The 20,047-nt window shown below is 61.8% G+C and carries 18 protein-coding genes; 4 read left to right on the top strand and 14 right to left on the bottom strand.

Annotation, left to right across the window (positions count from 1 at the left end; translation table 11 throughout):
* Positions 1–72: 72 nt before the first annotated feature.
* The 5 genes from ACQZ6J_RS03770 to olsE form a co-directional block, all read right to left on the bottom strand.
* On the bottom strand, positions 73–1,791 hold the full coding sequence (locus ACQZ6J_RS03770) for a flotillin family protein (RefSeq protein WP_449082048.1): 1,719 nt from the start codon (positions 1,789–1,791) through the stop codon (positions 73–75).
* Complete coding sequence (locus tag ACQZ6J_RS03765) at positions 1,788–2,441, bottom strand: OB-fold-containig protein (RefSeq protein ID WP_449082046.1); 654 nt, start codon at positions 2,439–2,441, stop codon at positions 1,788–1,790. Before ACQZ6J_RS03765 ends, ACQZ6J_RS03770 begins: the two co-directional genes overlap by 4 nt.
* Positions 2,442–2,444: 3 nt before the next feature.
* Complete coding sequence (locus ACQZ6J_RS03760) at positions 2,445–3,590, bottom strand: PspA/IM30 family protein (protein ID WP_449082044.1); 1,146 nt, start codon at positions 3,588–3,590, stop codon at positions 2,445–2,447.
* Between the two features lie 258 nt (positions 3,591–3,848).
* Positions 3,849–7,172, bottom strand: coding sequence for a thiamine pyrophosphate-dependent enzyme (locus tag ACQZ6J_RS03755; RefSeq protein ID WP_449082042.1), 3,324 nt, complete (start codon positions 7,170–7,172; stop codon positions 3,849–3,851).
* 219 nt (positions 7,173–7,391) lie between these two features.
* Positions 7,392–8,387 (bottom strand): ornithine lipid hydroxylase OlsE, encoded by a 996-nt coding sequence (gene olsE, locus ACQZ6J_RS03750; RefSeq protein WP_163986376.1) that lies wholly within the window; start codon positions 8,385–8,387, stop codon positions 7,392–7,394.
* Between the two features lie 133 nt (positions 8,388–8,520).
* On the opposite strand from olsE, the gene aac(6') reads away from it, so the two are divergent.
* Positions 8,521–8,961, top strand: coding sequence for an aminoglycoside 6'-N-acetyltransferase (gene aac(6'), locus ACQZ6J_RS03745; RefSeq protein ID WP_449082040.1), 441 nt, complete (start codon positions 8,521–8,523; stop codon positions 8,959–8,961).
* Between the two features lie 31 nt (positions 8,962–8,992).
* On the opposite strand, the gene ACQZ6J_RS03740 is transcribed toward aac(6'), so the two are convergent.
* Both ACQZ6J_RS03740 and ACQZ6J_RS03735 read right to left on the bottom strand, forming a co-directional pair.
* Complete coding sequence (locus ACQZ6J_RS03740) at positions 8,993–9,652, bottom strand: GNAT family N-acetyltransferase (RefSeq protein WP_163986374.1); 660 nt, start codon at positions 9,650–9,652, stop codon at positions 8,993–8,995.
* A 29-nt stretch (positions 9,653–9,681) separates the two neighbouring features.
* Entirely contained in the window at positions 9,682–10,365 is a 684-nt protein-coding gene (locus ACQZ6J_RS03735) for a pyridoxamine 5'-phosphate oxidase family protein (RefSeq protein WP_449082037.1), read from the bottom strand.
* A gap of 94 nt (positions 10,366–10,459) precedes the next feature.
* Between ACQZ6J_RS03735 and pdxR the strand changes: the two genes are divergently transcribed.
* Positions 10,460–11,887: a MocR-like pyridoxine biosynthesis transcription factor PdxR gene (pdxR, locus tag ACQZ6J_RS03730; RefSeq protein ID WP_449082035.1), complete on the top strand. Its 1,428-nt coding sequence runs from the start codon at positions 10,460–10,462 to the stop codon at positions 11,885–11,887.
* Here the strand turns inward: pdxR and ACQZ6J_RS03725 are convergent.
* Positions 11,877–12,740 carry a helix-turn-helix domain-containing protein gene (locus tag ACQZ6J_RS03725; protein ID WP_449082033.1) on the bottom strand — a complete coding sequence of 288 codons (864 nt, stop codon included), beginning with the start codon at positions 12,738–12,740 and terminating at the stop codon, positions 11,877–11,879. The genes pdxR and ACQZ6J_RS03725 overlap by 11 nt on opposite strands.
* Positions 12,741–12,873: 133 nt before the next feature.
* On the opposite strand from ACQZ6J_RS03725, the gene ACQZ6J_RS03720 reads away from it, so the two are divergent.
* On the top strand, positions 12,874–13,809 hold the full coding sequence (locus ACQZ6J_RS03720) for a phytanoyl-CoA dioxygenase family protein (RefSeq protein WP_449082031.1): 936 nt from the start codon (positions 12,874–12,876) through the stop codon (positions 13,807–13,809).
* An 88-nt stretch (positions 13,810–13,897) separates the two neighbouring features.
* Here ACQZ6J_RS03720 and ACQZ6J_RS03715 read toward each other — a convergent pair whose 3' ends face one another.
* The 5 genes from ACQZ6J_RS03715 to ACQZ6J_RS03695 form a co-directional block, all read right to left on the bottom strand.
* A complete protein-coding gene (locus tag ACQZ6J_RS03715; protein WP_449082029.1) occupies positions 13,898–14,479 on the bottom strand; it encodes a histidine phosphatase family protein in 582 nt (193 codons plus the stop codon).
* A gap of 131 nt (positions 14,480–14,610) precedes the next feature.
* Entirely contained in the window at positions 14,611–14,817 is a 207-nt protein-coding gene (locus ACQZ6J_RS03710) for a hypothetical protein (protein WP_449082027.1), read from the bottom strand.
* Positions 14,814–15,569, bottom strand: coding sequence for a COG4280 domain-containing protein (locus tag ACQZ6J_RS03705; protein WP_449082025.1), 756 nt, complete (start codon positions 15,567–15,569; stop codon positions 14,814–14,816). Before ACQZ6J_RS03705 ends, ACQZ6J_RS03710 begins: the two co-directional genes overlap by 4 nt.
* A 120-nt stretch (positions 15,570–15,689) precedes the next feature.
* Complete coding sequence (locus tag ACQZ6J_RS03700; RefSeq protein WP_449082023.1) at positions 15,690–16,589, bottom strand: MurR/RpiR family transcriptional regulator; 900 nt, start codon at positions 16,587–16,589, stop codon at positions 15,690–15,692.
* 151 nt (positions 16,590–16,740) lie between these two features.
* Positions 16,741–17,778, bottom strand: coding sequence for an LLM class flavin-dependent oxidoreductase (locus ACQZ6J_RS03695; protein ID WP_163986365.1), 1,038 nt, complete (start codon positions 17,776–17,778; stop codon positions 16,741–16,743).
* 199 nt (positions 17,779–17,977) lie between these two features.
* Here ACQZ6J_RS03695 and ACQZ6J_RS03690 point away from each other — a divergent pair, with 199 nt between their 5' ends.
* Positions 17,978–18,355 carry a cupin domain-containing protein gene (locus ACQZ6J_RS03690; RefSeq protein WP_449082021.1) on the top strand — a complete coding sequence of 126 codons (378 nt, stop codon included), beginning with the start codon at positions 17,978–17,980 and terminating at the stop codon, positions 18,353–18,355.
* Positions 18,356–18,430: 75 nt separating this feature from the next.
* On the opposite strand, the gene ACQZ6J_RS03685 is transcribed toward ACQZ6J_RS03690, so the two are convergent.
* Positions 18,431–19,984 carry a phosphoethanolamine transferase gene (locus ACQZ6J_RS03685; protein WP_449082019.1) on the bottom strand — a complete coding sequence of 518 codons (1,554 nt, stop codon included), beginning with the start codon at positions 19,982–19,984 and terminating at the stop codon, positions 18,431–18,433.
* Between the last annotated feature and the right edge of the window lie 63 nt (positions 19,985–20,047).

Here is a 20,047-nt window from a genome sequence, read left to right as displayed (position 1 = left end):
AGGTGAAGTAACGAAAACCCCGAAATCCATAGGGATTCCGGGGTTTGTTTTTTTGTTCGCCGAGCTTAACCGTCAGGCCGGCTTATCCGTCTCCTCGGTATCTTCGTCGTAATATTCTTCGTCCGGCTGTTGGGCATTGCTCTTGCCGTCCAGATTGCCGAGCAGCGCGGAGATGGCGTTGTCGCCATCGAAGCCGGCCTCCTTCAGCAGGCGGTCGAGGATAGGCTTGTTGGCCTGGTAGGAGAGCAGCTGGCCGGCAAGACCTTCGCCGAGACCGACGCCGCTGCCGCCGTTCGCGCCGTTGCCGTTGCGGCCGAGCATGCCGCCGGTGTCGAAGATCCGGATATCGGAGATCTTCTCGATCGGCTTGACCGCTTCGGCAAGTGCGGCCGGTACGATACGGATGCGCTCGCGGGTGATCTCGAATTCGATGATGGCGGGGCTGAGCTTGTTGCGGGCTTCGTTGAGCAGCGCTTCACTCTCGGCGGTCGCCTTACCGGTTTCCAGAATACCCTTGGCCTTGATGATCGCGGCGTCGGCCTCTGCTGTCGCCAGCGTCTTGATGGCGTCCGCCTGGTCGATGGCCGCCTGCTTTTCGGCTTCAGCGGCAATCGTGACGGCCGTCGCCTGGGTCTGTGCGCGCTTCTGCGCGTCGATCACGGCGATCTGCTTTTCACGGTCCGCGATTTCGACGGCCTTGGCGGTGCCGACCTTTTCTTCGGCGGCGATCGCAAGCGCGCGGGCGGCTTCAGCCTTTGCCTTGGCTTCCGACTCCTCGCGGCTCTTGTTGGCAACCGCGATGGCGCTTTCCTGTGCGACGATCTGGTTGTCACGGCGAGCTTCGGTCTCACGCTGCTGCACGGCGCGAGCCGAGTCGATGTTGGCGGATTCACGGGCCTGCTTTGCGGCGGCCTCGCGTTCTGCGATGGCCTGTTCGGAGGCGATGCGTGCTTCCTCTTCGGCGCGCTTGGCTGCCTGCTCCTGCTGTGCGGTTTCAGCGCGGGTGGCGGCCGACTTGTTGGCGATGTCGCGCTGCTGGTTCAGCTCGGCCTCGCGCTTGGTCCGCTCGATGGTGAGCGATTGCTGGCGGGCCTCGAGGTCCTTCTGGGCAATGGCGACTTCGGTATCGCGAACGACTTCGTTGCGCTCCTTCTTGCGGGCCTCGGTGACGCGGGTCAGCGCGGCAAGGCCGTGCGCGTCGAAGAAGTTGTTGGCGTTGAAATGCCTGATATCGGTCTGGTCGAGGCGCGTCAGCGACACGGATTCCAGTTCGAGACCGTTGGATTGCAGGTCTGAGCCGACGGCATCCTGCACGGCCTTGACGAAATCCATGCGCTGCTCCTGCAGGGCATCGAGGCTCATCGTGGCCGCGACCGAACGCAGGCTGTCGACGAACTTCGCCTCGATCAGCTGGCGCAGCTGCTCGCTGTCGTTGGTGCGGTTGCCGAGCGTCTGGGCGGCGAGCGCGATCGAGGAGCTGTCCGGCTTGACGCGGACATAGAACTCGGCGCCGATATCGACGCGCATGCGGTCCTTGGTGATCAGCGCGTCGTTCTCGCCGCGCTGCACTTCCAGGCGCAGGGTCTTGAGGTTGACGCGGGCGATCGAATGGAAGATCGGCAGGACGACGGAGCCGCCGTCGAGCACGACTTTCTGACCGCCGAGGCCGGTCCGTACATAGGCCTCATCCCGGCTCGAGCGGACATAGAGCGAGGCAAGGACAAAGCCGATCCCGAGGATCAGGACGAGGCCGATGCCAGCGGGAAGAATAAGGTCGTAAATGCCGTTCATGAAGGTTGCTCCGTAGAGGATTTATCATCGGATCCCACAAGGTCCGATGGGGCGGAAACTGCGATGAAGATGTCGGCCTTGCGGTCGACAAGCAGAACTTGGGCGCCGATCGGCAAGGGGCTTTCGCCCTTGGCGGCGCAGGCGCGCAGCTGATGCCAGTTGCCATGTGCGTCCTTGACGCTGACGCGCCCGGGCAGGCCCTGATCCAGAGGGCCGATGGAAACAATGCCGGTGCGGCCGACGAGATCGGCAGTGTCGACGGCATAGGTTTCATCGCGCGGCACGATCCTGGCGATCGTGCGCGTCGAACGCCGGACCAGGGGGACGGTGACGAGAAAGGCCGGAGGCGCGGCGATGATCGCCGGCAGCGGCGCCCAGACCATGTCGGCCACGGTCTGGATGGCAAAGCCCGTCACAGCGAAGATGCCCAGGACCAGCATGATCAGGATCAGCAACGGCACGCCGCCGATGTTGATCCATGACAGCAGGCCGGCGAGTACGCCGTCATGACCTTCGAAATGCGGCTTGCCGATGAGTTCGCTCAGCGAGAAGCCGAGCAGCAACGACAGGATTTCGATGACGGTCAACCCGATCAGGATCATTGCCGCTATGGCAAAAGGCGCACATTCGGGTGCGAGGAAGAGGTGCATCGTTTACTGGCCGTTGGCCTTGAAGCGGGCAAGGCGTGCTTCGATGGCCTGCTCCCGGTGCAGGCGGTCGAGCTCGTCGAGCTCGGCACTGGTGGCTGGTTCGCCCGACGGTACGCCGGTCAGGCGCGAGACGGCGGCGGCCGCGCGGGCTGCCCCGGCTGTCGGCGTTGCGCGCGGATTTCCGCCCACTGCTTCCTCGGGCGCATGGCGGGCAATGCTGCGCTTGAAATCGACCAGCCGCGCTTCCGCCTCGCGGCGGGTAGCAAGCACGGCCTGAAGCGCCTTCTGGCCCTCGTCGATCTGCGCGTTTGCATCCGCGAGAGCCTTGTCGAGCGCGGCGGTCTGGGCTTCGAGATCGATCTGGCGCGCGACGCCGGCCTTGGCGAGATCTTCGCGGTCGGCGGAGATCGCGAGCCGGATCTTTGCCTCCAGAGCCGCAAGATCCTCGACGATTTCGTTGCGGCGGCTCTGGATGCGGTATTCCTCGGCGCGCGCCTTGCCGAGATCGGCGCGCGCTTCGTCAGCGGCCGCATCGATCTCGCGCAGCGCCTGCTCGATGACGGCAACCTTGTTGGCGCCTTCTACGGTGTCGACCGCGGCATTGGCGAGGCCTGCGATCAGTCGTCCCATGCGGGAAAGAATGCCTTCATGCATCGTCATGTTATCCTCCGTTCGGGGGGAGTTTGGTGTTACCCCGATGTGAATCGCATAGTGGCCGCCATCGGCGATCAGGTAGGCGGGGATATTGCTGTCCCAGCCCTTGAAATAGCCGGCCACGTCGAAGGGCACGGCAACCCGGCCGTGCACCGTCGAGATTGTCAGGTCTGACGGACCCTTGATGGCAAAGAGCTTTTCATCCAGCGGCAGCCGGCTCAGATCGGCAGGCTCGCCGCGATTGGCCGCAAAATCACGCAGGCCGAGCGTCACGAGGCGCGCGGGCAAAGCTGTGCGTTCGCGGATGGTCTCATAGGCAAGATCGTGAAGCGTGACGAGGTTCGCGCCGGCCTTGTCCGGAACGATCTCTGCCAGCAGCTTCATCATCCGCCCGTATGCGGCAAAGGTATCGTCCAGCGCCTGGCGCGCTGCATCACTGGGGACGAGATCGTATCGCAGACGAGAGCGGTGCGTTGGTGCGTGTGCCTTAGCCATGCATTCAAGTAAAGCACCGCTCAGGTGCTTTTCAAGGGATCACGGCATTAAACATGAATGAATTGTAATGAACGATGGGCCGTATAGGTTGCAAAAACTTGATGCTTCACGCTTCCCATAGGCGGCAGGCCTGGAAAATCTTCGCGCATATGTAGTGATTGGATCCAGAAAAAACCATAGCCGCGTAAGCAACGCGGCCTGTCGGCCACGCTGGATCACTGATCATGGATTGAAGCCGCGTCTAAACTGCGCGTGCGGCTACTTTACGGTCCGCACGATCGCCGCACCGGCGGTCATGCCGCCCCCGAAGGCCACCAGGCCAAGGTTCAGGGGCTCGGACCGTTCGTTGGCGACATGCAGCATGGCAAGCGGAATGCTTGAGGAGCTGGTGTTGCCATAGGTCTCGATGACGCTCAGCGCCGGGCGGCCACTGCGCTTGGCAATGGTGTCGATGATGCGCTGGTTGGCCTGATGCGGCACGAGCAGATCGAGATTGGCAAGCTCGATACCGGCATCGACACAGGCGTTTTCGATCGATCGGGTCATCGAATGGACGGCTTCGGTGAAGACCGAGCGGCCGTTCATGGCGATGACGCCATCGTCCGGGAGCGGCACGTAGAGCAGATCTCCCGGCTCCGGCCGGCCGCTGACGATGGGTCGGCTGGCGGTAAAGAGCGGGTTGCGCGCCATGTCGCGGCTTGTCACGAGGCTGGCCGTTGCGGCGTCGCCGAAGAGGATCGCGGTGGAGAAATCGTTCATGTCGAGCAGCGGCGACAGGACTTCCGAAGTGATGATGAGCACCTTGGCGTCGTTTTGCTGCGCGATGAAATCATGGGCCTGCTGGAGCGCGTAAAGATAGCCGGAGCAGGCCGCGCCCATGTCGTAGGCTGCAAGCGAAGGCCGCACGCCGTCTTCGGCCACGGCAACCGCGACGCGGCTTGCGAGCGACGGCGTGGCGATATCAGGCGTTCCTGTCGCGGCAATCACCAGATCGATATCGTGGATCGAGATCTGGTTCTGCCGCAGCAGATCGCGCGCAGCCTTCGTGGCGAGGCTCAAGGTGCCTTCGCCGGGGCCGATCCAGAAGCGGCTCTTGATGCCGGTCAGTGCGAAGATTTCCTCAGCACGCCGGTTCGGCCAATTGTGGATGATCTCTTCATTGGAGACGCGGCGGGCGCCCGTCGCGAAACCGATGCCGTTGATGGCGATTTCGGAGAAGTTGCCGGAATGGCGGCGCAGCGTCGGAATGACATGCGACTTGAGGCGACGCAGTACGAACTTGTTCTGGATTTCGGACGCGAGCGCAAAATTCTGCTCGCTCAGATCGCGATTGGCGTCGACGGTCAGAAGCGGGCTGTCCGTGGCGATCTGGTCGCCGATCTTGGCGAAAACTTCCTGCACCACGCCGCCGATATTGGCGCAGATCTCGACCGATGCCTTGGTCGCCTCGACGACGGCGACGAGCTGACCGACTTCGATCTTGTCTCCGGGCTTGACGAGCATATCCGTCACCAGGACATTTTCGTCGGCCGGACCGGAACCGATCGCCTTGATGGCAGCCGTCGGACCGCTGTCGTCTTCTTCGTGCCAAGTTACCTCGCATTCGAGGACCTCGGCCATCAGGTCGACCAGCTTGCGATAGGAGGGCAGGGTTTCAAGCTGATTGCGGAAATTGAAGGGGATGTGGGCGTCCGAACGCGCGAGCCTGCGCACGACGACGGGCACATCGGTCTTTTCGGTAACGGTGGCAATGATTTCCGCACCCATGCCAACGGTGCGGTTGTCCTCGTGGACGACGATCAGGCGGCGGGTGCGCCTTGCGCTTGCCAGCACTTCCTTCTCATCCCAGGGCGAGATCGAACGAAGATCGATCACTTCCACGGAAAAGCCCTGGGCCTCGAACGCGCTTGCGGCATTGGCGCAGAGCGAAACGGTGTTGCCGTAGCTGACCAGGGTGATATCGCGGCCGCGGGCGACATGGCGCGACAGGCCGGGATGGACAAAATGCTTGTCGAGATCCTCGGAGGTGCGGCCGTCGGAATTGTTGAGGACAGCCTTGGGATAGAGGAAGACCGTGGGGCGGCGCGACTCGAAAGCGGCGTTGAGCAAGCCGGCGGCATCGCCGGCGCTGGACGGCATGACGACGTCTATGCCCGGCGTGTGGGCCAGCATTCCCTCGAAGCTCTGGGCATGGAACGGGCCGAGGCCAGGCTTGTAGCCGCCGCAGCTTACCATCAGGATCACCGGGGCTTCCCAGGCGCCATTGGTCCGCCAGAACATGCTGCCCATTTCCGAGACGATCTGGTTATAGGCAAGCGGCAGGAAATCGGCGAACTGCAGGAAGGCGACGGGGCGCTGGCCGGCCAGCGCCCGGCCGACGGCGGTGCCGACGATGGTGGATTCGGTGAGGGCGGCGTTGCGCACGCGGCCGGGATATTTGTTGCTGAGTCCGCGGGTGACGCCGAAGACGTCGCCCTTCGGATCTTCGATGTCTTGCCCGAAGAGAACGACTTCCGAATTGGCGGCGAGTTGCTTGTCGAGGACGACGTTCAGCGCCTCGCGCATCGTCAGCGTCGATGCGCTCTCGTTGCCGCGATATTCCCTCTTGCTTTCGAAGGAGGCAGGATAGGGAGCCTTTGCTTCCGGCTCGACCTTGGGCGCATCTTCCTTGCGGGCAAGCGCGGCTTCCGCCTGCACTTCGGCTATCAGTTCCTGTTCGATCTTCTGAAGCGCGTCGGCATCGACACCCGCCTCATGCAGCATTGCCCGCAAGCTCGGCAGCGGATCGCGCGAGGAGCCTGCCTCGATTTCGAGCAGCGTGCGATAGGTCTTCTGATCGTCGGCATTGGTGTGATCGGAGAGACGTTCGACGTTCAGCAGCACGATGCTTGGCGTGCGGTTGTTTCGGCTGTGGCGGACGGCCTTGCGGAAAGCATCCCGAGATGCCGCCAGATCGTCTCCGTCGGTGCGAATGATGTCGACGCCGTAGAAGGAGGAAGCCGGGCCGTCGGGGAGGTCGAAGAACGTCTGCCTGCTCGTGCGCGTCGAGATGGAGAAGCTGTTGTCCTCAATGACGAACACGACCGGATATTGGCTGCGCACGGCCTCGGCGACGGCTTCAAGGAATTCGCCCTGCTGCGTGGTGCCGTCGCCAACGCAACAGATGGCGATCGGCATGCCGGGCTTGTTCTTCAGCGACGCGCCGACGCCGACGGCGTGCAGAGCGTTGTTGCCGACAGGGCCGACGATCGACGTGATGTTGAGAGCGCGGGATGAAAGATGCGCGCTCATCTGCCGGCCGGCGGAATGGGAATTGGCGGTGGCGAGCAGGCTGGAGAAAAACTCGCGAATGGGCATACCGCGGGCCAGCATCAGGGCCTTGTCGCGATAATGCAGATGCAGCCAGTCGTCGTCGTGAAGGAATTCGTTGAGCAGCGCCGTAGACTCATGCCCGGCGCCGGAAACATGAAAATGTGCTATGCCTTGCTTGATGAATTCACGCTCAAGGCGGTCTATTTCTCGGGAAATGAAAAATATTCTATGAAGTTGCTTGAGGTATTCTCTTGTAAACCTCCCTTCCATCTCAATGATTTTCCTAATCTTTCGCCTAATTCGATTTCAGGGACCCTAGGTAGACCCCTGAGCTGCCTTTTTCAATACACGTTCCATGACAATATCTTCCCGCTTTGAAACGGAAATTTGCATAGTGTCGGGCTGAAGTTTTTCCGGATGTTTCTATCCACAAGGTATGCTCGACGAAGCACCTGCCGGATGCCGAAGGTGTGCTCCATCGAAAGCCTGCTAGCCGGACTTGCGGATCGAGGCGTTGGCGCGCTGCCTTGCCGCGGCCGCCTTCGCTGCTTGTTCTTCCTTTAAGATCAGTTCCTTGGGCTTCTTGCCGATGATCTCCTTGCGGCCCTTCTTGGAGAAGGGTTGCGCAAGCTGGGCGAGGAAGCCGTTGGCGACCTTGCCGGTGATGCCGATGTTCGTGGAGGAGGGGCGTGGCGGGTTGTAGAAGGTCCCGAGAAGCTGGTCCCAGATCACGAGGTTTTCCCCATAATTCGTATTGCCTTCGGCAAGCACCTTCGAATGATGCCAGCGATGCAGGCGCGGCGTGGAGAAGATGAGGTCGAGCGGTCCGGTGCGCATGTCGATGTTACAATGCGTGAGCAGACCGATGAAAGCCGTGACCGCACCGATCCAGAGGAATACCGGTAAAGGCGCGCCGAGCAAGTAAAGCGGAATCTGCCCGAGCGCGATCTTGAACAGCGTGTCGATGACGTGGAAACGGCCTGTGTTGATGACCCAGAGGCGTTCGACGCTGTGATGCAGGGCGTGAAAGCGCCATAGCGACAGATGCTCGTGCGCCAGGCGATGCGCCATGTAGAGACCGAATTCGGCGATGACGAGGCCAAGCGCCACCTGGAATATCATCGGCCACTGGTCCGGCCAGAAATGTGAGTGATAGCTCAGCGCCGGCTGTGCAACGGTCGCGACTGCCATGGGAAAGGACGTGCCGATCGCGGCGGCAATCTGCACGCCTCCCTTGTTCAGCAGCGTGTGGGCGACGTCGTTGAAGGTTTCGTTGTCGCGCTTCAGCCAGGTCTTTTCATAGGGCATGAGCCGCTCGAACAGGGCAATCACCGCCACCGTCGAAAGATAGACGACGTTGAACCAGAGCAGATGCATGTCCGAGTTGAAGGCGAAATAGGCGCCGGTCAATCCGGCGCACAGGATGGCGGGCCACAACAGGGAGGAAACAGCAGCGTAGAGACGCGAACTGCTTTGCAATCTCATTTCATCGTCCTCAGATTCTGGTCAGCGAAAAATTTACGCGGGAGTATGGGCGATATGTAGCGTGATGATTGTGGAGTCGAAAGCGAAATTTTTCCGTTCGCCGGCGACGAGCGGTTGGGTGGGAGGTCGAGACATGCGGATAGAGCAAGCGGGGCACGGGCATTTGGAGGGTTGGGCGCGCTTGCGCGCGGAGCTCTGGCCCGATGGTTCGTTCGAACATCATCGCGCGGAGCTGGCGCAGTTTCGCTCCAATCCGAATGGCGTTGCTCTGGTGGCGATCGATTCTGCCGGTCATGTCGTCGGTTTTGCTGAAGCGACATTGCGGCACGATTACGTCAATGGCTGCGAAACGTCTCCGGTTCTCTTCCTCGAAGGTATCTATGTGCGCAGCGAGAATCGGCGTGAGGGGATTGCACGGGCGCTTTGCCGGTCTGTCGCCGCATGGGGGCGGGCTACCGGCTGCAGGGAGTTCGCCTCGGACGCACTGGTCGACAATCTTGCCAGCCACGCCTTTCATGCCGCGCTCGGCTTTATCGAAACCGAGCGCGTGGTTTATTTCCGCAAATCCCTATAGGTCTCAGGGCTTGAGGGACAGACCTAGCCTATCAGAACGCCAGCCTGGTTTTCTGATGCCCGGCCTCGTCGAAATTCTCCGGGGCCAGCCAGCGCTCGTAGCCGGCCTTCAGCCGCGGCCAGTCGGAGTCGATCATGGCGAACCAGGCGGTGTCGCGATTTTTACCCTTCGCGACCATATGCTGGCGGAAGATACCTTCGAAGACGAAGCCGAACCGTTCGGCCGCCCGTTTCGACGGTTCGTTGAGGTTGTTGCACTTCCATTCGAAGCGGCGGTAGCCGAGCGTATCGAAGACGTAGGATGCGAACAGATAGAGGGTTTCGGTCGTCACGCGGCTGCGGGCGATCGCAGGCCCCCACAGGATGCTGCCGATCTCGATGACGCCATGCGTATTGTCGATCCGCATCAAAGCCTGCCGGCCTTCGGCGCGGCCCGTTCGCTTGTCGATCGTCGCGAAGAATAGCGGATCGGTGCCGGACGCCGCTTTCTCGAGCCAGGGAGTAAAAGCCGCACGGTCGGCCGGCGCATCCTCGAAGAGGTAGCGGAAGCGGTCTTCCGCGCCCGGTGCCTGGGCCGATGCGAAAAGATCCTCGCCATGGCGGGCCGGATCGAGCGGTTCTATCCTGGCATAGCGGCCGTCGAGGGTAATGCGTTCGGGGCGAGCCACGCCCTTCCAGTTCGTGAGGTCCATGTCAAAGTCCTTTGGTCATCAAATGCAATCTAGCGAAGCCGGCCGGATTGTATCAGCTCTGCAAGCGATTGGGGCAGTTCTATCCCGTCGGGCAAGCCGGGCGCCGGCTGGGGTGGCACCAGACGGCTTTCGATGGGCAGGACGCCGGCCCAGACGGGATGATCTGCCTCGTCGCTATCGCCGGGCGGGCCGTTGCGGATCTTGGCGCTGGCCTCATCGATTTTCATCCGCAACACCGACGTTGCCTTCACCTCCTGCCTCGTCATCGGCCTCAGGCTGTCCCAGCGGCCGGGAAACAGGTCATCGACGAAGCGGCGCAGCGCATCGGTCTTTTCCTCGATGTCATCGACGAGACGAGCCGTGCCGAAGACCATGGCCGAGCGATAGTTGACGGAATGATTGAAGGCCGAGCGGGCAAGCACGTAGCCGTCCATGATGCTGCAGGTCAGGCAGACCTGCATGTCTTCCGCTGCGCGCAGGAAGCGGCTGGCGGCGGAGCCGTGCCAATAGACGTAATCGCCCTCGCGCCAGTGCAGGGTCGGCGTCACATAGGGCGCACCGTTGATGACATAGCCGACGTGACAGAGCGGCGCGGCATCCAGAATGGCATGGACGTCGGCGTGGGCGTGGCTGCCGCGCTTCGGGCTGCGCCGCACGCGGGTACGCTCGGTTGCTGGATAATCCTTGGTATCCGGCGAGCAGTGATCGGCCATGTCTTCCTCATCGATTGAGCGTTGATCTCTGCCAGCAAAGAGGTAGGCTATAAATAGCCAGTTTTTTGATTTTCAGCAGACCAGTTGAGGTTTCATGGTATCCGCGGCACGATGGCCGGCACTCGACCGCACGTCAGGCGATCTGGAGGGACAAGTCTATCGGCTGATGCGCGATCGCATCCTTCACGGGCAGATGCCGGCCGGGCAGCGTGTACCGTCGACGCGGACGATGGCTGTTTCGCTCGGCGTTGCGCGCTCGACCGTGGTCAATGCCTATGAACGCCTGAAGGCGGAGGGTTATCTGCAATCGGCAACCGGCGCCGCCACGCGTGTCGCGGTTTTCCCGACGGCGCCACTATCCGGGCAGGCCGCAGCGCCGCCGGCCAACCTGCCACGCGTTACGGAGTTCAAAACCGGAGGATTGTTCGAACCCGGAGTGCCTGACGTTTCCGCCTTTCCGCATGGCGCCTGGGCGCGCTGCCTCGGGGCCAGGGCTCGTTCGCTGCGGGTGCATGATCTCGGCTATAGCGATCACGGCGGCGTTCATGAGTTGCGCGAAGCCATCCTCGATCATATAGCGGCGACGCGCGGCGTGGTCGCCCGTCCCGAACAGGTCGTGATCGTACCATCGACCGGCGCCGCGATCGGACTGCTTGCGAGCGTGTTGCTGCATCCCGGTGATCCCGGCGGTAACCTGGTCTGGATGGAGGAGCCGGGTTATGCCAGCGCGCAGGCGATCTTGCGGATGGCCGGAGCCGAACTCGTGCCGGTGCCTTGCGATGCCGAGGGCATCGATATTGCGCGCGGTGCCGGGCCTGCGCCGAAGCTGATCTATGTCACGCCTTCGCATCAATATCCGACGGGCGTGACCATGAGCCTGACGCGCCGTCTCGCCCTGCTCGAGTTTGCCCGGGCCAATGGCGCGATCGTGCTGGAAGACGATTACGACAGCGAGTTCCAGTATGCGTCGCGCCCGATCGCCGCCTTGCAGGGCATCGATAGCGGCGAGGTGGTCGCCTATATAGGCACTTTCTCAAAGACGCTCGCGCCTGGCCTGCGTGTAGCCTATGCCGTCGTCCCCTCCCGGCTCGTGACGGCCATCGAGGCTGCGCAACGGCTTAGAGGCGCTGTCGTGCCGATCCATATCCAGGCAGCGCTTGCCGATTTCATGCGCGAGGGACGGTTCCGCGCGCATCTGAGGCACATGAACGGTATTTATGCGGAGCGCATGGCGGCAACCGTCTCTGCGCTCGATCGCCATTGCGGCGCCCAGCTCGAGGTCGGAGCGGGCGGCGGCGGCCTGCAGCTGGCAAGCTGGTTCCGGGATGTCGAGACCGACGATCTTGCCGTAGCGCGCGCCATCAATGCCCACGGTTTCGCCGTGCGGCCGATATCGGCGCTGTATCTCGGTCCTGCGCGGTCGGGGCTGCTGCTCGGCATCGCCCGCATGGAGGCGCAGGCGGCGGACGCGGCGGCGGCGAAGATTGCGAGACTGCTCGCGGCGGCGGCGGTCAGCGCCTGAGGAACATCGCCCGGTATTCCCGTGGCGTCATGCCCTTCAGCGCCTTGAACTGCCTGTTGAAATTGGCGAGCGAGGCATAGCCGACCGCATCGCCGATGTAATGGATAGCCTGATCCGTGGAGGAAAGGCGGGCGCAGGCATCGCCGATGCGCATGCGCACGAGATAATCCGATATCGTCCCGCCGGTATGGCGGCGAAACATGCGGTGCAGGCCGGAGACGCTAAGCGCTGCGATATCGGCCAGTTCATCGAGGCCGATCGCGCGGACGTAGTGAAGATGCATATGCGTCAGGACACGGTCTATGCGGTCGCGGCTTTCCTTGATGTCCGGCGCTTGCGCCGGTGCGCTGGCAAGCGGAGTGGCATGCCGGTCTTCCGCAACCCTGACCAGGATGCCAAGCAATGACAGCAGGCGCTCGACGGGCGGCTTTTCGAAAATGGTTTCGAAGGCTGGGCGGACGGCTGCGGAGGTCGCCGCCGAGAAGCGCAGGCCGCTGTCTCCATGCTGCAGCATCGTTTCGATCGATCGGAATTCGACGGCGCCGCCCGTCATCCGCAGCAGCCACTCACGATTGAACCAGAGCACCAGCGCGATATGCGGCGTCTGTTCCTCGATCTTGGCGCGCGAAACCCAGCTATGCGGCAGGTTGGGGCCGACCAGCACGAGATCGCCGTCGCCATAGTCCCCGCTGTGATCGCCGATGAAGCGCTGCCCGATGGAGTTCAGCGTGAGCGTCAGCTCGAATTCCGGATGATGATGCCACTGGAAGGGAATGCAGTCGTCGAGCCGGCGGTTCAACATGCTCCAGGATGCTTCCGGCGAACGGGGCAGGACTTCGAGATAGGGCCTCATGGGGCGTCCATAATGCTAACGAAGACAGAATAGTATCAGAATTGGCCAGAGGCGGGCAACATCGAAGCGCCGCTTGCGGTTACAAGTTTTCCGTCACCCGAAACCTAAGGGGTAGCCAAGATGGAGGAAACCGATGCAGCCTGCCTTGAAACGAGATGCTCACCCGACCGCATCCACGGTTACGACGCAACTGAAGGATATCGAGAAGACATTGCCGCTCAGGGTGCTGTCGAAGGACGATTGGCAGCATTGGATCACGAAGGGCTATGTGATCGTGCGTCAAGCGGTGCCGGCGGCGAATGTCGAGCGGCTTGCCGACGTTTTGTGGCGTTTTGACGAGAAGGACCCGAACGATCCCTCCACCTGGTATGCGCCGCAGCGGCGCGAGCACAAGATGAAGGAGCTCAACAATACCGGCATGCTGGAGATCTACAATCACCAGTACCTCTGGGACAACCGCATGGAAAAGCGCATCTACGATGTCTTCGTCGACATATGGGATCGCGAGGATCTGTGGGTCACCATCGATCGCGCCAATCTCAACCCGCCGAAGAAGGTGAAGGGCAATCTGAACGGCTTCATCCATTGGGACGTCGACACCTCGATCCGCCCGCTGCCGATCGGCGTCCAGGGCGTGCTCAGCCTGAAGAAGCAGGATGGCGATGTCGGCGGGTTTCAGTGTGTGCCGCAGCTCTTCGAGCATTTCGAGGAATGGGAAAAGACGCAGCCGGCCGATCGTGATCCGATGCATCCCGACATGACGGGATTGTCGGTCGTCAACATCGATATGGAGCCGGGCGACCTGATGATCTTCAACTCGCTGCTGGCGCATGGCGTTCGTCCGAACCATTCCGACAACCGCGTTCGCATGGCGCAATATATCTCCATGCATCCGGCCGAATACGACAATGTCGCCGAGCGCGAGGAGCGCATCCGTCTCTGGCGTGAGCTCGACTCTCCGAAGCGTGATGCCTTTCCGGGCGACCCCCGCGAATGGGAAAAGCACAATGCGACCACGGCCGCGCTGACGCCGCTGGGTGAGAAGCTGCTGGGTCTCAAGCCCTGGTAAGTGGCTTAAGATCGACTTCCTGAAAGACATCGAGCGGCTCTGGGCCGCTCGAAACGTTTATGAAGACGTGGCGATTGCTGCGCGAGCGTCAGACTTCGTTCCAACGGCGGATGACAGGCTCGGTCAGATCATGTTCGTAGCCGATGACGCTGATGCTCGTGGTGTCGAGAACCAGATGCTCGCCGCCCTCCGGCGGCAGGCCGACCCAGCGGGCGGCGAAGACGCGCAGGAAATGGGCGCTGGAGAAGATCAGAACGGACCCGTCGATGCCGCGAAGTTCACCGATGATCCGGTCGGCGCGCGCGCCGACATCGGCTGCAGTTTCGCCATTCGGGCAGCCGTCGCGAAAGACCTGCCAGCCTGGGCGTTCGGCCAGGATCGCCTTGGTGGTAATGCCCTCATAGGCGCCGTAATCCCATTCCGCCAGATCGTCCTTGACGACGCGCCGGTCGCCGAAGCCGGCCAAAGCGCAGGTGTTTTGCGCGCGCTGCGACGGGCTGGACCAGACGGCGGCGAAATCGATGGCGGGCAGGCGACCTGCGACCTTGCGGGCAGCTTCCTCGCCGGCCGCGGTCAGGGGAATATCGGTCCGGCCGGTATGCCTGCCGGAGAGGCTCCACTCCGTCTGTCCGTGCCGTACGAGATAGACTTCGGGATAGGCGCTGCTCATGCCGTTTCTCCTTTTCGCTGAGGCTGCGGAATTCTTCGCATCTGCGAAGAGTTCTGTCGAGAATTAAAGCTGGACGGAAGGTGGCACGACAACAGCCTGCAAATCCAAGGCTTTGCAGGCTGTTGTGAATCTCATCGCTTCACGGCGCGGCGAACGCTGTAGAGCAGGATGGCTAGGCAGCCGAGCAGCAGGAGGAGCGCGCCCGCGAGCGGCGGCATGGCAAGAAACTCGACCGCTCCGGCAATCGCCAGGATGAGGATCAGGGAGAAGATGGCGAGGCTGCCGTCATCGATGAACATGCCGATGAGTTCGGAAAGGATGATGCGCAAGACGGTCATCGGGCTACCTTTGCTGCTGGGTTGCCGTTGGAGGCGCGCACGCCTCGTATGATGGCATAGGAGGCGAGCGAGACGATCGCGAAGATGGCGATCAAGGAGAGGTCGCCTCCCGGCCAATGCGCGCCGATGCCCTCGCCGGTCCAGAAGATGCCGAAGCTGGTGAGCATGAGGCCGACGACGAATTTCAGGGTGTTTTCCGGTACGCTGGCAAGCGGGCGGTGAACCAGCAGCCCGATCAGCATGACAAGCACGAAGGCGGCCAGCGCGCCAAGGCCGGCATAGAGCGTGAGGCCATGCGCGGCGCCGACTGCGATGACGATGAAGACCACTTCGACGCCTTCCAAGAGCACAGCCTTGAAGGCGGCGAGGCCGGCGAGATAATCGGCCCGGCGATCCGTGGATTGCGCTTGCAGCGAGGTCGTCTCTTTCAAGTAGGCTGCTTCCTCGTCATGCAGGGGGATAACGCCGAGCGAGCGAAGAATCGCTTTGCGCAGCCAGCGCATGCCGAACAGGATGAGGAGAACGCCGACGACGAATTGCAGCGTCTCGATCGGCACCAGCGTCAGCAGCGGCCCGAAGATGACGACGAGGGCGGCCAGCACGGCAAGGGCGAGGGCGGCTCCTGTCAGGGCCGGGCGCCAGCTTCGGGTGACGCCAACGGCCAGCACAATGGTAAAGGCCTCCACGACCTCGACGAACGAGCCGAGAAAGGAAGCCGTCACGGTGGAGAGAATGGGTGTGAGGCTGTTCATGAAAAGATTCCCGAATGACGATTAGGGATTTGAATTCGCAAGCTATTTTCCAAGGGGATTTTCTTCATGTCCTGGATGAGCTTGCGCGTTGGGCAGTCGAGTCCGGCGCTTTCGTCGCGCTCATTTGCGTTTCCTCGTGCCGCGTTTGCTCCATGCCTTGTCGATAGCGCCACGCAGCTGGCTGAGCTGGTCGAGGCTGTCGCTGGCACTGCCCTTGCCCTTCGCCGCCAGTGCGACGATCAGGGATTCGATCAGCACAAGCGTACCGCCATGCATGGCGAGGTGGCCGGCATTGCCGCGCGGGACGGGCAGGATTTCCGTCACCTTGTCGGCAACCAGCGGGCCGAGGTCGTCGCTGACGAGGATGACCGGCACGCCGCGCTTGCCGGCGTGTTCGAGCAGCACCTCGATTTCGCGATAGAGCGGCGCATAGGCCATGACAAGCACAACATCGCCTTCGCCTATCCAGAGCAGGCGGTCGGCGAGTGCAACGCCGGAGGCCGAGAGCGCGCTGGTCGGCAGGCCGATGCGATTGAACTGCAGGCTGGCATAATCCGCCATGGCACCGGACGGCCCGATGCCGAAGACATGACGCCGGGCAGCGTTTGCCAGCATATCGACGCAGTGCTCGAAGCTTGCTGCAAATTCCTCCTGGCGCAGGATGTCCAAAGACTTCTCGTGCATGCCGATGACGTGACGAAGCGCGTCGCCCGCCCGGCTGCCCGTTTCAGCCAGCGTGCGTTCCAGCCGTAAGCGGGGCGAAGGGGTTCCCGTCAGCTCCGCAAGCAAGGCCGCGCGCAGCGCCGAGAGGCTTTCGAAGCCGAGGGCGCGTGCGGTGCGCACGACCGTGGCGTCGCTGGTGCCCGCAAGCTGCGCGATCTGCGCCGCCGAATTCAACAGCGCGGCCTGCTTCTGATCGACGAAGAAGCGGGCAATGCGTTGCTCGGCGGGCGCCAGCGTGGCAATCGCGCCGAGAACGCGATCATCGAAACTTTGCAGGTCTTGGGTCTTCTCAGACATGCTGTCGCTGCCATGTAGTGAATATTACCGATATCGATATAGGTAGCATTTACTACGATAGAAAGACAGCGGAAAAGCGATGGGCGCCTCGCCGTGCAGCGAAGCGCCCGTTGATCCGATCGATCACCACGGAGGGAGTATCTGCCTGCGGCTATGCCGCCAGTGCGGCGCGCACGGCCGGGATCACCTTCTGGCCATAGAGTTCGATACAGCGCATCATCTTGTCGTGGCCGAGTGCGCCGGCGCTGTACTTCAGCTGGAAGCGGTTGATGCCGAGCGTCTTGATGACCGGGGCAAGCTTGGCGGCGACCGTTTCCGGAGAGCCGGCATAGAGCGAGCCCCGCTCGATCTCGTTGTCGAACTCCGCGCGTGTCATGGGCGGCCAGCCGCGCTCGCGGCCGATCCGGTCGCGCATCGCCTTGAAGCAGGGCCACAATTCCTCGCGCGCCTGTTCATCCGTTTCGGCGATGTAGCCCGGCGAATGGATGCCGATCGGTTGCACGGGCTTGCCCAGCTGCTCGAAGGCGCGGTGATAGAGGTCGACATAGGGCTGAAAGCGATAGGGGCTGCCGCCGATGATCGCCAGCATCAGCGGGAGATCGTAGTGAGCGGCGCGCACCACGGATTCCGGGCTGCCGCCAACGCCGATCCATGTCTTCAGATGGCCGCTCTCGATGGTCGGGAAGACCTTCTGATTTTGCAGCGGCGGGCGGATGCTGCCCTGCCAGTTCACCGGCTCGTTCTTGAGCAGGGCGGCGAACAGATCGAGCTTTTCCTCGAAGAGTTGCTCGTACTGCGACAGCTCGAAGCCGAACAGCGGGAAGGATTCCGTGAAGGAGCCGCGGCCGAGAATGACTTCGGCACGGCCGTTCGATATGGCGTTAAGGCTGGAGAAGCGCTGGAACACGCGGATCGGATCGTCCGAGCTCAGCACCGTCACGGCCGATCCCAGATGGATTTTCGATGTGCGGCTGGCGATGGCCGCCAGGATCGTTTCGGGCGAGGAGACGGCAAAGTCTTCGCGGTGATGCTCGCCGATGCCAAAGAAATCGATCCCGAGCTGATCGGCGAGGACGCCTTCCTCGACGACATTGCGCAGGACCTGCGCATGCGGCAACGGCGTGCCCTTGTCGTCAAAGGTCACGTCGCCGAAAGTATCGAGGCCGAATTCGACATTGTTTATCGTCATGATTTTTCCTGTCATGTGTCGAAGTGATGTTGCGACAGCATGTAGTGTCGTTCCCCATCATCCACTACCCGGAAAGTTTCGGCGGAAACCTTCGATGAATTCGATATGCCGGGCGGCGGCGGCCGTTGTCTTACTCCTTACTCCCGCCAATATTATTGTCGGCGACATCGAGCCATTCGAGGCCGGAAGGAGGAAGCATATGGTTGTGCTGAAAAAGATCAATCTTACCAAAGCTTTTGCCGCTTTCGATGAGACATGGAGTCCGCGCATCGGCGGCGACATCAACGATTTTCAGGTCAAACTCGTCAAACTGGACGGCGCATTCCATTGGCATCATCACGACGAGGAAGACGAGCTGTTCCTTGTTGTCAGGGGCACGCTGCGCATGAAGCTGCACGACGAAAACGGCGGCGATATCGTGCTTGGACCCGGCGAATACGTCATCGTTCCGCATGGGGTGGAACATTGCCCGGTCGCCGAGCCGACCTGCGAAGTCGTGCTTTTCGAGCGGAACACGACGCTCAATACCGGCAATGTGGAAAACGAGCGGACGATCCGCGAGCCCAAGCGTCTTTGATCGATCCTTGATGACCGATCCATAAAGACCGGCGGCCCGTGTCGGAACGGGGGTCGCCGGTTATTGCGCGATATGTCAGTTCAGCGCCAGCTTGTTCGACGGCGTGCGGCAGGCGGAGAAGACGTCCAGCTTGGGATCGTAGACCTTCGTCGAAACATCCATCATGCCGAGAACGCTGTGGAAGATGTTGTCGTGGGAGTAAGTGCCTTCGCCTGCCTGCTTCGAGAGGCACGCCATGTCGAAACCGGCAGCCTTGGCGAGATCGTCGGCCATCCACACCAGCATCGGCACATGCGTCTGCTGCGACGGAGCGATGATATAGGGTGTGCCGTGCAGGTAGATGCCATTCTCGCCGAGCGACTCGCCGTGGTCGGAGAAGTAGAGCACGGCGCCGGATACCGAGTTCGAGCGCTGCTTCAGTTTGTCGATGACCATCGCGACTATATGGTCCGTGTAGAGGATCGTATTGTCATAGGCATTGGTGATTTCTTCCTGCGAGCAGGCGCTGAAGTCGTTGGAACGGCAATCCGGCCGGAAGCGGCGGAACTCTTCCGGATAGCGCTGGTAATAGGCCGGGCCATGGCTGCCGAGCTGATGCAGCACCAGCACGCTGTCACCTTTCACCTTGTCGAGCCAGCCGTCGATCTTGTCGACGAGGATTTCGTCCTTGCATTCGCCGTCCTTGCAGAAGCGCGGATCGGCGGAAGGCGGCAGATAGGTATAGGAGACGCGGTTGGTCACATCGTAGCTGCCGGTGTCGTTGTCGAGCCAGGTCACATCGACCTTGGCATGGGTCAGCACATCGAGCAGGTTTTCCGTCTCAAGTCCTTTGTGATGCGTATACTGCCCGCGCGTATAGACCGAGAACAGGCAGGGTATCGAGGTTGCCGTCGCCGTCCCGCAGCTGCTGGTGTTGGGGAAGTAGACGACATTGCGCTGTGCCAATTCCGGATTGGTCAACTTGCCGTAGCCGCCAAGGGAGAAGTTCTGGGCGCGTGCGGTTTCCCCGGCGACGATGATCGTCACGCGCGGCTTGCCGTTGTCGGCCACGCCGACCTTGTGGGCATCCGTGCCCAGCGGCTGCGCCACCACGTCGGCGTTCCTGTGCGTGTCGATGACGTACCGCACTGCGCTTGTGATCGGCAGCACCGGATTGAGGGTATCCATCAGGTCGCGGTGAGCGCGACCGACGCCGGCATAGGTCTTGTAGAAACTGGTGCCCGCAGCGACGAAGATCGCTGCGCAGGCGAGGATGACGGCGGTATTGTGGGCCAGCTTCTTGAGGATGGGACGATGGAGGATCCGAACCCATGCGATGACCAGCGAGGGCAAGATGCCCGTCAGCAGGACATATGTCACGAAGCGCGCCGTGATCAGGTGCCCGCTTTCCGCACCCGTCGATACGGCCGCATTGCGGATCATTTCCTTGTCGATGATGACGCCGAACTGGTCGTTGAACCAGGAGGATACGGAGGCTACCAGCACGAAGAAGATCAGCACCGGCTTCGTGATGTATTTGGCGGAAAAGAACGTGAAGAGCGCCATGATGGCCGCGGCAATGCCGATGACGAATGCGGCAAAGGCAGTATGCTCGGTTGTGAAGTAACCGTAGGCCTTGGTCCAGAACATACGATTTGTCACAAGAAGTACATAGAGCGCTGTTATGAAGCACAGCGTGACGCTACCGACGGC

It is taken from the genome of Rhizobium sp. A37_96 (assembly GCF_053521765.1).
The sequence above is the reverse complement of the archived record's forward strand: the minus strand, read 5'-3'. Positions and strand labels throughout refer to the sequence as shown.

Bases quoted from the DNA above. Each gene is read 5' to 3' on its own strand.
- olsE (WP_163986376.1), bottom strand. From the start codon at position 8,387: ATGAGATTGCAAAGCAGTTCGCGTCTCTACGCTGCTGTTTCCTCCCTG.
- ACQZ6J_RS03765 (WP_449082046.1), bottom strand. From the start codon at position 2,441: ATGCACCTCTTCCTCGCACCCGAATGTGCGCCTTTTGCCATAGCGGCA.
- ACQZ6J_RS03710 (WP_449082027.1), bottom strand. From the start codon at position 14,817: ATGACCGTCTTGCGCATCATCCTTTCCGAACTCATCGGCATGTTCATC.
- pdxR (WP_449082035.1), top strand. From the start codon at position 10,460: ATGGTATCCGCGGCACGATGGCCGGCACTCGACCGCACGTCAGGCGAT.
- ACQZ6J_RS03690 (WP_449082021.1), top strand. From the start codon at position 17,978: ATGGTTGTGCTGAAAAAGATCAATCTTACCAAAGCTTTTGCCGCTTTC.
- ACQZ6J_RS03735 (WP_449082037.1), bottom strand. From the start codon at position 10,365: ATGGCCGATCACTGCTCGCCGGATACCAAGGATTATCCAGCAACCGAG.
- ACQZ6J_RS03700 (WP_449082023.1), bottom strand. From the start codon at position 16,589: ATGTCTGAGAAGACCCAAGACCTGCAAAGTTTCGATGATCGCGTTCTC.
- ACQZ6J_RS03755 (WP_449082042.1), bottom strand. From the start codon at position 7,172: ATGGAAGGGAGGTTTACAAGAGAATACCTCAAGCAACTTCATAGAATA.
- ACQZ6J_RS03695 (WP_163986365.1), bottom strand. From the start codon at position 17,778: ATGACGATAAACAATGTCGAATTCGGCCTCGATACTTTCGGCGACGTG.
- ACQZ6J_RS03760 (WP_449082044.1), bottom strand. From the start codon at position 3,590: ATGGCTAAGGCACACGCACCAACGCACCGCTCTCGTCTGCGATACGAT.
- ACQZ6J_RS03720 (WP_449082031.1), top strand. From the start codon at position 12,874: ATGCAGCCTGCCTTGAAACGAGATGCTCACCCGACCGCATCCACGGTT.
- ACQZ6J_RS03770 (WP_449082048.1), bottom strand. From the start codon at position 1,791: ATGAACGGCATTTACGACCTTATTCTTCCCGCTGGCATCGGCCTCGTC.
- ACQZ6J_RS03725 (WP_449082033.1), bottom strand. From the start codon at position 12,740: ATGAGGCCCTATCTCGAAGTCCTGCCCCGTTCGCCGGAAGCATCCTGG.
- ACQZ6J_RS03685 (WP_449082019.1), bottom strand. From the start codon at position 19,984: ATGTTCTGGACCAAGGCCTACGGTTACTTCACAACCGAGCATACTGCC.
- ACQZ6J_RS03705 (WP_449082025.1), bottom strand. From the start codon at position 15,569: ATGAACAGCCTCACACCCATTCTCTCCACCGTGACGGCTTCCTTTCTC.
- ACQZ6J_RS03715 (WP_449082029.1), bottom strand. From the start codon at position 14,479: ATGAGCAGCGCCTATCCCGAAGTCTATCTCGTACGGCACGGACAGACG.
- ACQZ6J_RS03740 (WP_163986374.1), bottom strand. From the start codon at position 9,652: ATGGACCTCACGAACTGGAAGGGCGTGGCTCGCCCCGAACGCATTACC.